The sequence below is a fragment of the Pseudomonas sp. MWU12-2020 genome (assembly GCF_023100605.1).
Classification (GTDB): Bacteria; Pseudomonadota; Gammaproteobacteria; order Pseudomonadales; family Pseudomonadaceae; genus Aquipseudomonas; species Aquipseudomonas fluorescens_H.
Genome location: NZ_JALMEX010000001.1, coordinates 393,760 through 405,539, shown reverse-complemented (window position 1 = coordinate 405,539; position 11,780 = coordinate 393,760). Strand labels below are relative to the sequence as shown.

Genomic DNA, 11,780 nt, shown 5'->3' with positions numbered 1-11,780 from the left:
AATTTTGCTTTTTTTGCCGGGGAGCGAGATGACAGGAGCGGCGTGGATTTTTCAGGAGGCGGCATTAAACGCCGTAAATGCAGGCGGCTGGCCGCTTTCGATCACGGCCAGTCGCACGGTTTACCTGCTCGTCAGCCGACGCGCATGGAAGGATCAGGCAATTTTCAACGCCATGAGAATATCCAGCGGAGTCTGGGCAAATGCCCGCGCCTGTTCGGTCATCTCGGCCAGGTTTTCTTCGGGCGTGAGCAGCGGCTGGTCACCCTTGAGCAGCACTTCGCCTTGATCACCGATGACGGCCCATGCCAACTGCGCCCACTCGCTCGGTTGTGTCATGCCTTGCTTGATCGAAATCAGGAACAACTGCTGAACGCGGCTGATCGGTACGCCACCACCGGTGACCGGGCTGGCCAGCACCTGAATGTTGTTGTTGAACAGCGCGCGTTTGCACAGTTGCAGGTTGAGAGTGTCGCAACGTTCCTGCACCTGCCTTTCGGCGGCTTCGCTCTGGCACGGGGCGGCGACGCCCATGCCGATCAGCACGGTGACAGCCTGCACCAGGTCGTCGTAAGACACGGAGCCGACGGCCATCGACAACTGCTGCAGGGTTTTCGGTGCGTAAGCACTGGCGGCGAGCGCTTCGAGCACCGGGCTGTAAATCTCAGTTTGCAGCGCAGCCTCGCCGGCGGGACCAGTGACCGTGCCGGGAATGCTCTCAATCGCTTGCAGCAGGACAAAACGCGTTCTCAGCAGGCCATCGCGCTGCTCGGCAGCAGACAGCCGATTGGCGCCACGTACGTACAGATCCCGGCGGAAGTTCTGATTGATGAAATAGTCGCGCGCCTGTTCCCGCATGATCGGGTGCTCGATACCCTCCAGAAAGTCCATGCCCTCTGCACTCAAATTCAGCGGGGCCACTGTGTCCAGCGGCACGGCCGTGGTGGCGTAGTCGAGTTTGGCTGCGGTCATGGCGTCGACCACGTCAGTGAAGTACATGCAGTCCCAATTGCGGTTGAAGTACTCATGGGCCACGTACTGACGATTCTGGCCCTTGATGCTCTGCAACTGGGCACCGAGGGCCGGCGCCGCTTTGGCGTACTTCGGATTGGCCGCCAACAGTGCTTCGGAAAACTGCATCGCGGCATCGATGCGCTTGGCCGGGCTGGTCGAGGCCTGACTGGCAAAGCGGTTGTGCAGGCTGAACAGATTGCGCAAGGGTGCCGATGGTGACCAGCCCGGGAAGCAGTTGTAGCTGACGTACAACATGCCCCCTGGCTTGAGGTGGCGCCGGGCGAATTCGACGATCAGTTTCTGGTTGTCACGGCTGACCCAGGTCCAGATGCCATGCAGGCTGATGCTGTCGAAGGCCGGCAGGTCATCACGGGCCAGCAACTGCTCGAAGCTGTCGTCATACAGTCGTGCCTGGCTGTTCCAGTCATTCGCCAGCGCAATGGCATGCGCGGCCTGGGACGGTGTGAAGTCGGTGCCGACATAGTTGCCCGGGTTGGCGGCGGCGTGGATGTTGATTGAAACACCCTGGCCGAAGCCCAGTTCGCAGTGGTAACCGCCGGTGTTTTCGAGGGTGGCAAAACCGCGCAACAACAAACAATAACGCTGGAACACCGGGTTGATTTCCCGGCTATACGAGTAGGTGTAGCCCTCGTCGGTGAAATACCCTTCGTTCCAGGCATTGCTCATGTTTACATCCTTCAATTCGCGAGTGAGCCGCTCTTATAAAGGGTTGTCATTACGCACCACAAGCGGAAAAACATGTAAGTGAATCTTACGATTGCAAAGGCACATAGATGTCCGTCTGCCATTGCTCCTGCGGGGTCTCGGGATACACGCTCAGGTAATGGAAAAACAGCGGATGATCGCGCAATTCCTCACCGCTGGCCGGCAACCAGTCACGGTAGACCGGATAGATGGTTTCGCCGATATGATCCGGCGAACCGACGTGCCGCACCACCACGCAACGTTCCCCGGGAATGACGAGTTCCCCCACGCCGAACGTATTGGGTGCTACCGGCTCATCAATCTCGCCACAGATGGCGAAGCGAAAATCCTGCGCCGCAGTGGTGTCGGGGTTGTTGTAGGGAATGCCGAAGGTACGACTCGACGCCACGGGCGACTGCCCGCTGTGCATGCGCCAGGCGATGAATTTCTGCACGCTTTGCTGAACTTCCCCCGGTGCGCCGCAGTGCTCAAGTGCAGCGACGCGCACGGTCGGGAAGTCGACGATTCTGGTTTGCATGATGACGCTCCTGGAAAAATGAGGGATGGCAAACACCGCATTCCAGATCTGCCAGTTCGGTTGCTTCCTGAAGGCACTCGGCGACAGGCCGAAATCGCGCCGGAACGCCCGGCTGAAAGCTTCCGGACTTTCGAAACCGGCGCCAGACGCGACATCCAGTATCGAATGCTCCGGCTGCGCGGCCAGTCGATGCGCAGCCCGGCGCAAACGCATCAGCTGCACATAGCGCGACACCGGCACGCCAACGAAGGCGCTGAATTGCCGATGGAAGTGAAACACCGAAAAGTTCGCCAACTGACTCAGCGTACTCACCGAGAGGTCGCCTTCGAGATGCGCGTCGATATAGGCGAGTACGGCGTTGAAGCGCCGGGTGTAGGCGCGCTGGGTCGGCAGGTCGGACACTGGGTGGAGACTCCTGGAAGTGCGGTCGGCTATAGCCTCGTCGATTTTGGCGTAGGCGCGCCTAGCCGGGTTTGCTCAGCGTATCCAGTAATCGCGCAATTGCCTGGCGCAACATGCCCATGCACGTCACGTATCGCGCCGGTCAGGAGCAGTCGTCGGACAGCATAACGCCCAAGGTGTTGGCGCGCTCTGGATGGAGCGGCGCACTGCCTTGGGCGTAAATGCCTGGTGAAGGATTACGATCGGCTTATCTGACAGACTGTATACACGAAGGGCACCTGATCTTAACTGTCGCACCCGCTTCCTCTAGTCGTATTTTGACCGCGTCCTTTTCAGCTTTTGAGAGGTTCTGCTGCACTGTGTTTGGAGCACTATCCACCAGGTTTTTTGCTTCCTTTAACCCTAAACCGGTTTGTCCTCGAACTGCTTTAATGACTGGGACTTTTTTACTTTCATCAACTGCGTCCAGAATTACTATGAATTCGCCAGAAGATGACGCTTCACCTGACGTTTCCGACGTTCCTAATCTTTTCTTCAACATAATCATAATATCTTGTGCTTCGAGTACAGTAAGGCTGGGGAGCCAGTCGATAAATTCATCTTTGGTCATTTCAGGTTCTCCTGTAATCAATATGTGAAGTCAATCTTCACCGCTTACCGGAGACCTGACACCTGTTAGAAATTACAGTTTTTCAGATTGTTTAAGAATTACCTCTCAAACCAAAAAAACTAACCATTGGAGTTGCTGAGCTGGCTTCTTGCGCGGCGCATCGAAGATTCATATCCAGCGGTGTTCCCTATAGGAGCTTCCGTAGGCTGCTCAGGAGGCGGAGGAGCGGGGAGTCAGCGGCCGTGCGCTGCGTCCGCCAGTTGCCCGGTATCAACCCGCACGAACACCGAATCGCCCACCGCCGTCAGCACCTCCCCGGCATATACCTCGCAAATCACCCGGGTCTTGCGCCCGACTTCGCCTTCGACCTTGGCGCGCAATGTCAGCGGCACGCCCATCGGCGTGGGTTTGATGAATTTGATGCCGAGGTTGCCGGTCACGCAGTCGATGCGCGGCAGGCTGCCTGGTTCGCGTTGTTCGTGGCGGTAGTGGTAGGCCATGGCGGTCCAGTTGGAATGGCAGTCGACCAGCATCGCCAGCAGGCCGCCGTACACCAGGTCCGGCCAGCCGCAGTATTTTTCGTCCGGCAGATGTTCGGCCATGACGTGCACGCCGTCCTCGTGCCAGTAGCTTTTGACGTGCAGGCCATGGGGGTTGCGGCCGCCGCAGCCGTAGCAGACGCCTTCGGGGGCGGCGAGGTCTTGCAGGGGCGTCTCGGAACGGGTCATCGGTCTGGTCATCCTGAAGTGGTAAGCCCGGTCAGGCGCAGGCGGTTGCGGCCGCCGCGCTTGGATTCGTAGAGCGCGGCGTCGCCTTGCTCGATCAGTGCCGCGAGGCTGGCCGGCGGCTGGTTGAACAGGGTGGCGCCGATGCTCAGCGTCACCGGTTCGGCGGTGGGGAAGGTCTGGGCGGCGTTGCGCTGGAACTGATCGCGCAGGGCGTCGCCCAGTCTGACGATGTGATCACTGGGCGCGTTGCTCAGCAAAATCACGAACTCGTCACCGCCCAAGCGCGCGGCCAATGTCTCATCGGTGGTCTCGGTGCGAATCATTTCGCTCAAGGCGACGAGCAAACGGTCGCCGGCGCTGTGACCGTACTGGTCGTTGACCAGTTTGAAGTTGTCGATGTCGATCAGCAGCAGGGCGCCGGGATGCGCCGGGGAGACGTCCTGCAGCAGGCGCGGCGCGCGCACGTCGAGGGCGCGCCGGTTGTACAGGGCAGTCAGCGGGTCGCGAGCGGCCAATCGGGCGATCTGCTCTTCGCGCCGGTAACGTTCGGTGCCGGTCATCGACAGCGCGATCAGCATGATCGCCATCGCGCCCTCGACCAGCGAGATCTGGATGATGACGCCACGGAACGCGGCGAGGTCGATCAGCGTCCCCGGGATCATCACGGTCATTGCCTTGGCCACATAGAACATCCCATGGCCCAGCAGCACGTAGCGCAATTGCACCGCGCCGACGCTCAGCGATTTGCCATGCGGGCGCAGCAGCAGACTGGCCTTGAGCGTCGAGGCGGCCACCAGCAGCGAGTTGGCCGCCAGCATGACTTTCGACCACAGCGGCCCGTCCGGCAGCAACAGCAACACCAGCCAGCAGACGAAGATCAGGTACCAGGCGCGGGACAGGCGAATCTGGGTGAAGCGCGCCACACCGAGCAGAAACAGGAAATGCGCGGTCACCAGCAAGCCGTTGGCAAACCAGATGCCGACCAGCAGAAAGCCGTTGCTGCGTAGCAGTGCCAGGGTGGAACCGACGGTAATCGTGGCGAAACCGGCGCTCCAGAACAGCAGCGAAGGCTCACGAATGCTGCGCCACTCGACCGCCAGATACAGCGCGGCAGCGGCAGCGAGAGCGATCGAGATGGTCAGCATCGTTGGTGGATCGAGCAGCATTTCTTGAAGCGCCTGTCTGAGGGGGCGGTTAGACGGGCGATTGTAAGCGTTCGGGGCTGTTTTGGCAGGAGGTGCGGCGGCTGCCCTCGCAGGCGCCGCACAGGATCGTCACTGACTGGCGTCCAGCACCACGCGATAGCGCGCCTTGCCACTGCGCAGATGATCGACGGCCTCGTTGACCTTGCTCATGGGAAACATCTCGACCTGCGGCAGAATCTGATGCCGGGCGCAGAATTCAAGCATGGTCGCCATGGTGCCGGGCGAGCCGACCGGGGAAGCGGACAGGGATTTCTGCTGGGGGATCAGATCGAACACATGCACCGGAATCGCGTTGGGCACGATCCCGACGAAATGCAGCCGCCCATTGCCGCGCAGGGTGGCGAGCATCGCGGTCCAGTCGAGGTCGGCGTTGGCGCTGATCAGCAGGAAGTCCAGGCTGCCGGCAATCGCTTTCAGCGCGTGGCTGTCAGTCGAGGCGACCACGTTATGCGCGCCCAGACGCCTGGCTTCATCCTGTTTGTTCAAGGACGAGGTAAACGCAGTGACTTCGCAGCCCCACGCGTTGAGAAACCGCAGTGCCAGATGACCGAGGCCGCCAATGCCGACCACGCCGACCCGGTCGGTGGGTTTGACGCCGAACTGCAGCAACGGGTTGAACACGGTGGAACCGGCGCAGAACAACGGGCCGACCATCGCCGGATCAAGATTGGCCGGCACCGGAATCGCCCACGCCCAGTGCGAACGCAAGCGATCGGCAAAACCGCCGTTGCTGCCGATGATGGTCGGTTGGGCGGTGCCGCACAGTTGCTGCGAGCCGCTGATGCACGACGAACAATGCATACAGCTGCCCTTGTACCAGCCGATGCCGACGCGCTGGCCGAGTTCGAGGCCGCGCACTTGCGGGCCCATGCGCACGATTTTGCCGACCACCTCGTGACCCGGCACGAACGGGTAGCGGCTGATGCCCCAGTCGTTGTCGATCAGCGACTGATCGGAGTGACAGACGCCGCAATATTCCACCGCGACTTCCACGTCCTCTTCGCCCAAAGGGCCGGGATCGTAGCTGTAGCGTTCCAGCGGGGCACGGGCGGCGGTGGCGGCCCAGCCGTTGAAAGTTGCGGGTTCGCTGTTGCTCATGGGGGGCACCTCCGGTTCGACTGACGGGACATTGGCAGCCCGGCAAGTCTAGTCGGTCATGGCTGTGGCGCGAGCCAGGTGTCGACGACCCGTCGATCCAGTTCTTCCCAGTAGGCCATGCCCAGCACGCGCGTGGTGTTCAGCCCGCGCAGATAGCCGCGCAACTGGTTGGCGGTATCGCGCTTGAGCTGCGCATTGGTGATGTCCTTGTCCAGCAACACGCTTTCGTACTGCACCAGGTATTCGGCCACCCGCTCGCGAAAGTCGGGCAAAACCGCGTCGCGGATCAGGTCAAAGGTTCTCAAATCGGCTTCCTCACTGTTGTTTTAGTCATTAGGGATGAGCGTGCATCAAACTTTATCGTCGGTAACTATCGCTAGAAGTAATAGTGACCATCACGAAACGCAAGTTCAGCTTTGCATTCAATAGGCGGAAAATCGCTTTCATTGAACACGCAGCTCAAGGAAATTGCGCGATGAAGACACTGACCCGACTGGCGCTGATCGCTCTGTTGATGAGCGGCGTGGTAGCCACGGCACCGTCTTACGCAGACGACGCCTGTGAGTGTCATCTTCAACCGATCGCCGGCAGCAGCGCGACCTTGCAGCATTCACAGACCGTGGGTGTGCTGTACAGCGAAAACACCCGGGAAAACCTGCAGTACCTGACGCGTTACCACGACATGGCGCTGCACGGTGCCAAGGATGCGCTGGACTCGCGGATTCGTGCAGCGTTTGTCCGCAGCTCCGATCCGGAGCTGGCCATCGACTGGTTGCTCAGCTCGCTGCAGCGTCAGTTCATGTCGGTGACCGTTTACGACAACCTTGATGCATTGATTCTGGCGCATCCGGATATCGTGGTGAAACTCGACACCTTCAACCGCTTGCTGACCCAGCAGAACAGCCTGTTCGAAGCGCACTTCATCGCGCGTTTCTACGATGCCGACCTGCAGTACATCGGCAAGGCCGAGGGCTCGGTGGAGAAACAGATCCCGTCGGTCTGGGTCCACGACAAAGCGGCGCAAGAGATTGCCGCGCAGATCGAGAAACAACGTGACCTGCAACTCAATGCCTTGAAGCAGTTCGACGCCTCGCTCAAGGCGCTGGTGGCTTCCAGCTGAACACTCAAAACCAAAAGGGCAGCGGCGGCGCCGTGACGCTGAGCCGCTGCCAGTTGAACCGGACCTTTATTTTCAGGATTACCCCGATGCGTGCTTTGTTTGCCCCGACCCTGGCCGTTGCCTCCTTGCTGCTCGGCGGTTGCGCCTCCGCACCGAACGACCCGACGCTGACCTTGCACACCAACAAGACCCCGGCGCAATACGCCGATTGCGTGGTGCCGAAGCTGCAGGGCAGTGCGCTGAACCCGACCGTCTCGCAAACCCAGCGCAGCTACCGGATCGTGGTGCCGAGCAAGGTGTCGGCAGACAACGTGCTGGAAGCCTACAAGGCCGGCAGTGGCGGCAAGGTGTTCATCTACGAGCGCCACTTGCTGGCCTCGAATTTCCTGCCGTCCAGCTTTGAACGCGCCGCCCAGGATTGCATCTGACCCGGCTGCGCAAACCGTTTTAACCGAGCTCCTTTGGTTGGCCGCAACCAACCAATACTTTGCCCCGCACCTCATTCGGTTGCGGGGCTTTTTTTTGCCGGAGTCTGTGTGGTTCAGGCGACTTGATTCAGCGCCACTATGTAGGCGCTGAACATGTCCGCCAACCCATCGGCGAAAGCCGTGATTTCCTGATCGCTGCGTGCAGTACCGGAAAAGTCCTTGCCCACCGAACTGAGCGTGGTCAGGATCAGATCACAAGTTGCGGTGCGGCTTGCCTCATCGACATCCGGCAGCAATTGCAGCATGAACTCGGCAAAGATCTGCCGTCCGGCGGCGCGCACTTCGTGGGCCTCGGGCGCATCGCGATACAGCGGCGCCGCGTCATTCAGCGCACCGCGCATCTGCGCTTCCTCGCACTCCGAACGAATGAACGCCTGCACCAGTGTGCGCAGGCGCGTCAGTGGCGGCTGTTGCTGATCTTCGAGAATTCGCTGCAGCATCTGCGTGGTGTGCAGCCACTCATCGCTCTGAAGGCGAAACAGGATCGCTGCCTTGTTGGGGAAGTACTGGTATAGCGAGCCGATGCTCACGCCAGCCTTTTCCGCGACCCGTGCGGTGGTAAATCGGGTCGCGCCATGTTCGGTCAAAACCTGAATAGCCGCCTGCAGAATCGCCGCGACCAAGTCAGTCGAGCGTGCCTGCTGCGGCTGTTTGCGCGAGGAAATACGGGCGGTCTGACGATTGCTCATGGGCGGCTCGGGCCTCGGGGGGAAACGCGAATAGCGGATCGAGTGAATCACTCGCATCATTTAAATGCGACGAATCACTCGCATCTTAATCCCCCATTGACGGAAAGCAATCATGACCACCCTGACTTCTGAGCCATTGGCCAGCCTGATCGAACGCCTCTACAGCCAAGCCAGCGCTGCCACCAGCCCGGTGCTGGAAACGGTGTCGGGCGACGAGCGCGAGCGCCTGATGCACAGCAAGACTGAGTACCTGCAACTCTACGCCATGCTCAAGGATCTGTGGCTGCCGGTCTCGCGCGACACCGGCAAACTGCTGTACATGCTGGCGCGCAATACCAAGGCCAAAGCGATTGTCGAGTTTGGCACCTCGTTCGGCCTGTCCACTCTGCACCTGGCGGCGGCATTGCGCGACAACGGTGGCGGCGTACTGATCGGCAGCGAATTCGAACCGTCGAAAATCGCCCTGGCCCGCCATCACTTCATCGAGGGCGGCGTCAGCGATCTGGTGGACATCCGCGAAGGCGATGCACTCGTCACCCTCGCCAGCGACCTGCCGCCGTCGGTCGACTTGCTCCTGCTCGACGGGGCCAAGGCGTTGTATGGCGACGTGTTGAAACTGGTGGAAAAACACCTGACACCGGGCGCGCTAGTGGTGGCGGATAACACCAACTATTGCCCGGAATATCTGGCTTATGTGCGCGCGCCGCAGAACGGTTACCTGTCGGTGCCGTTTGCTGATGACATCGAGCTGTCGATGCGATTGGGTGATTACGCGTAAGCCTTGAAAGGCCCTGATGATCGCTATTGTTTCAGTCAGTCAGGCTTCCTGCGCCTTGGAGCTGGCGATTGAAAACTCTTTCGGCAAATTGGCGCCATTCTTCGCGGCCAGGATCTCGGCCATCACGCTGACGGCGATCTCCGCCGGTGTCTTGCTGCCAATATAGATGCCGATTGGCCCGTGCAGGCGCTCGAGTGACGTTTGGGTCTCACCAAAATGCTCGATCAGACGTTCGCGACGCAGCTGACTATTGCGCCGCGAACCGATGGCGCCGATGTAAAACGCCGGGCTGTGCAGGGCTTCGAGCAGCGCCAGATCGTCGAGTCGTGGATCATGACTCAAGGCGACGATGCAGGTGCGCAGATCGACCGCGAAGTCGCGCACCACGTCATCGGGCATGCCGATGATCCGCTCCACGCCGTTCACCGCCCAGGTTTCGATGTATTCCGCACGAGGATCGCAAACCGCGACCTTGAAGCCGTTGAACAGCGCCATGGTCGCCAGATACTCGGCCAGCGTGCCGGCACCGATCATCAGCAGCCGATACCCCGGCCCGAGGGTATTGAGCATCCGCTGGCCGTCGAAACTGAATTGCTCCGGGGTTGCCGTGGCTTGCAGTGTGACCTGACCGTTATCCAGTGCCAGGCAGCGGCGCACCAGTTGCCCGGCATCCAGTTGCACCAGCAGTTCGTCCAGCACCTGCCACGACGGGTTGAACTCGAGAATCAGCTCAAGCGTGCCGCCACAGGGCAAACCGAAACGATGCGCCTCGTCGGCGCTGACGCCGTAGCGCACCACCTCGGGTGCAGCGTCCTTGAAGCCGCTGCCGCCATGCACGGTGGTGTAGCGATCGATCAGGTCGTCCTCGATGCAGCCGCCGGATACGCTGCCGACCGCGCGACCGTCGTTACGCAAGGCCATCATCGACCCTGTCGGACGTGGCGAAGAGCCCCAGGTGCGCGCCACCGTGGCGAGCAACACTCGCTCGCCGGCGGCGAGCCAGTCCCGCGCGGTGCGCAGGACCAGCAAGTCGATGCTTTCCATCAAAGTTCCTCTAACGCATTTGCAGGATGATCGGGCTGCTGCTGGCCGGATCGGTGTGTTCACGCAGCTTGTTGACTGCCTGCGCTTCAACGGCACGGCCCTGATTGCCCCAGGTGCTGCGCATGAAGGTCAGCACTTCGGCGATCTCTTGATCCGACAACTGCTCACGGAAGGCCGGCATGCGATAGGCGTCCGGCACTCCAGCAGCCACCACCCGCTGCGAACCGTTGAGGGTGATGTTGATCGCCGAGGCACTTTCCTTGGCCAGTGCCGAGGTGGCGCCGGCCAGCGGTGGCATCCATTGCGACTGGCCCTTGCCGTCGAGGCCGTGGCACGAGGCGCAGCGCGTGACGTAGGTATGAGCACCGGGCGCGTCCAGACGTTCCGTCGCCGAAACCGCTTGGTACTGCCATGGCTGGCCGTCGCGCTGACGGTCCCCCGGCAATGACTTGAGATAACGGGCAATCGCGGTCAGATCGTCATCGCTCATGAACTGCGTGGAGTTGTTGAACGCCTCGGTCATCGAGCCGTAAACCACCGCATGTTTGTTGCGCCCGGTCTTGAGGAACTGCACGATCTCCGGCTCGCTCCAGCGGCCCAGGCCGGTGTTGTGATCATCCCGCAGGCTCGGCGCGTACCAGCCATCGAGCAAGGCGCCGGCGAGATACGGCGTGGCGGATTCATCCAGGGCCTTCTCGTTGAACGCCAGACCGCGCGGCGTATGGCAACTGCCGCAGTGTCCGGCGCCTTGAACGAGATAGGCGCCGCGATTCCACACTTCATCCTGCGACGGTTTGGCCACGTAAGGTTCGGTATCGGCAAACACACCGTTCCACAGGGCAATCGGCCAGCGCAGGTTCAACGGGAAAGGAATCGCGCTCGGGATATTCGCCTGCTTGACCGGTGCCACGCCTTTCATGAAAAACGCGTACAGCGACCGCACGTCGTCGTCACTGAGCTTGGCGTAGGACGGGTAGGGCATCGCCGGGTACAGACGGCGGCTGTCGGGTGCCACGCCGTGGCGCACCGCACGGTCGAAGTCCGCCAGGCTGTAGCGACCGATGCCGGTTTCCGGCTCCGGGGTGATGTTGGTCGCGTGAATCGCGCCCAGAGGTGTGGCCATTTCCAGACCGCCAGCGAACGGCGCACCGCCCGGCACACTGTGGCACGCGACGCAATCGCTGAGTCGGGCGACGTATTCGCCACGGGCCACCAGCGCCGGGTCGATATCGGCCACGGCGAGGGGTTGGTGTTCAAGCGGCGAGACAGGCTCGCGGGTGACATACCAGGCCAGCAGGCCTGCCGCGACCAGGCACGGCACTGCCAGCCAGCCAGCGGTTCTTGCGAATCGGCGGTTATTCATG

13 protein-coding genes are annotated in these 11,780 nt (G+C 61.0%); 3 read left to right on the top strand and 10 right to left on the bottom strand.

The window, feature by feature from the left end; all coding sequences use genetic code 11:
- Nucleotides 1-153: 153 nt before the first annotated feature.
- The 7 genes from M0814_RS01875 to M0814_RS01845 form a co-directional block, all read right to left on the bottom strand.
- Entirely contained in the window at nt 154-1,698 is a 1,545-nt protein-coding gene (locus tag M0814_RS01875) for a class I SAM-dependent methyltransferase (RefSeq protein WP_103484154.1), read from the bottom strand.
- An 85-nt stretch (nt 1,699-1,783) separates the two neighbouring features.
- Nucleotides 1,784-2,656: an AraC family transcriptional regulator gene (locus M0814_RS01870; RefSeq protein WP_103484153.1), complete on the bottom strand. Its 873-nt coding sequence runs from the start codon at nt 2,654-2,656 to the stop codon at nt 1,784-1,786.
- Between the two features lie 247 nt (nt 2,657-2,903).
- The gene (locus M0814_RS01865; protein ID WP_103484152.1) at nt 2,904-3,266 is read right to left on the bottom strand and encodes a bL12 family ribosomal protein; all 363 of its coding nucleotides are present in this window, start codon (nt 3,264-3,266) and stop codon (nt 2,904-2,906) included.
- Between the two features lie 233 nt (nt 3,267-3,499).
- The gene (locus tag M0814_RS01860; RefSeq protein ID WP_103484151.1) at nt 3,500-3,994 is read right to left on the bottom strand and encodes a thioesterase; all 495 of its coding nucleotides are present in this window, start codon (nt 3,992-3,994) and stop codon (nt 3,500-3,502) included.
- An 8-nt stretch (nt 3,995-4,002) separates the two neighbouring features.
- Nucleotides 4,003-5,160, bottom strand: a complete 1,158-nt coding sequence (locus M0814_RS01855) for a GGDEF domain-containing protein (protein WP_103484150.1) — start codon at nt 5,158-5,160, stop codon at nt 4,003-4,005.
- Between the two features lie 108 nt (nt 5,161-5,268).
- A complete protein-coding gene (locus M0814_RS01850; protein WP_103484149.1) occupies nt 5,269-6,297 on the bottom strand; it encodes an NAD(P)-dependent alcohol dehydrogenase in 1,029 nt (342 codons plus the stop codon).
- Between the two features lie 56 nt (nt 6,298-6,353).
- Nucleotides 6,354-6,602: a hypothetical protein gene (locus M0814_RS01845; protein ID WP_103484148.1), complete on the bottom strand. Its 249-nt coding sequence runs from the start codon at nt 6,600-6,602 to the stop codon at nt 6,354-6,356.
- A gap of 170 nt (nt 6,603-6,772) precedes the next feature.
- On the opposite strand from M0814_RS01845, the gene M0814_RS01840 reads away from it, so the two are divergent.
- Nucleotides 6,773-7,417 (top strand): hypothetical protein, encoded by a 645-nt coding sequence (locus M0814_RS01840; RefSeq protein WP_003225851.1) that lies wholly within the window; start codon nt 6,773-6,775, stop codon nt 7,415-7,417.
- 86 nt (nt 7,418-7,503) lie between these two features.
- Nucleotides 7,504-7,845, top strand: coding sequence for a hypothetical protein (locus M0814_RS01835; RefSeq protein WP_103484147.1), 342 nt, complete (start codon nt 7,504-7,506; stop codon nt 7,843-7,845).
- A gap of 113 nt (nt 7,846-7,958) precedes the next feature.
- Here the strand turns inward: M0814_RS01835 and M0814_RS01830 are convergent, their stop codons facing one another.
- Nucleotides 7,959-8,594 (bottom strand): TetR family transcriptional regulator, encoded by a 636-nt coding sequence (locus tag M0814_RS01830; protein ID WP_103484146.1) that lies wholly within the window; start codon nt 8,592-8,594, stop codon nt 7,959-7,961.
- A 112-nt stretch (nt 8,595-8,706) separates the two neighbouring features.
- Between M0814_RS01830 and M0814_RS01825 the strand changes: the two genes are divergently transcribed.
- Nucleotides 8,707-9,372, top strand: a complete 666-nt coding sequence (locus M0814_RS01825; RefSeq protein WP_103484145.1) for a class I SAM-dependent methyltransferase — start codon at nt 8,707-8,709, stop codon at nt 9,370-9,372.
- A gap of 39 nt (nt 9,373-9,411) precedes the next feature.
- Here M0814_RS01825 and M0814_RS01820 read toward each other — a convergent pair whose 3' ends face one another.
- Nucleotides 9,412-10,416, bottom strand: a complete 1,005-nt coding sequence (locus M0814_RS01820; RefSeq protein WP_103484144.1) for an XdhC family protein — start codon at nt 10,414-10,416, stop codon at nt 9,412-9,414.
- Nucleotides 10,417-10,426: 10 nt separating this feature from the next.
- Complete coding sequence (locus M0814_RS01815; protein ID WP_103484143.1) at nt 10,427-11,779, bottom strand: cytochrome c; 1,353 nt, start codon at nt 11,777-11,779, stop codon at nt 10,427-10,429.
- Nucleotide 11,780: the final 1 nt, after the last annotated feature.

Bases quoted from the DNA above. Each gene is read 5' to 3' on its own strand.
- M0814_RS01865 (WP_103484152.1), bottom strand. From the start codon at position 3,266: ATGACCAAAGATGAATTTATCGACTGGCTCCCCAGCCTTACTGTACTC.
- M0814_RS01850 (WP_103484149.1), bottom strand. From the start codon at position 6,297: ATGAGCAACAGCGAACCCGCAACTTTCAACGGCTGGGCCGCCACCGCC.
- M0814_RS01830 (WP_103484146.1), bottom strand. From the start codon at position 8,594: ATGAGCAATCGTCAGACCGCCCGTATTTCCTCGCGCAAACAGCCGCAG.
- M0814_RS01815 (WP_103484143.1), bottom strand. From the start codon at position 11,779: ATGAATAACCGCCGATTCGCAAGAACCGCTGGCTGGCTGGCAGTGCCG.
- M0814_RS01840 (WP_003225851.1), top strand. From the start codon at position 6,773: ATGAAGACACTGACCCGACTGGCGCTGATCGCTCTGTTGATGAGCGGC.
- M0814_RS01825 (WP_103484145.1), top strand. From the start codon at position 8,707: ATGACCACCCTGACTTCTGAGCCATTGGCCAGCCTGATCGAACGCCTC.
- M0814_RS01855 (WP_103484150.1), bottom strand. From the start codon at position 5,160: ATGCTGCTCGATCCACCAACGATGCTGACCATCTCGATCGCTCTCGCT.
- M0814_RS01875 (WP_103484154.1), bottom strand. From the start codon at position 1,698: ATGAGCAATGCCTGGAACGAAGGGTATTTCACCGACGAGGGCTACACC.
- M0814_RS01860 (WP_103484151.1), bottom strand. From the start codon at position 3,994: ATGACCCGTTCCGAGACGCCCCTGCAAGACCTCGCCGCCCCCGAAGGC.
- M0814_RS01835 (WP_103484147.1), top strand. From the start codon at position 7,504: ATGCGTGCTTTGTTTGCCCCGACCCTGGCCGTTGCCTCCTTGCTGCTC.
- M0814_RS01820 (WP_103484144.1), bottom strand. From the start codon at position 10,416: ATGGAAAGCATCGACTTGCTGGTCCTGCGCACCGCGCGGGACTGGCTC.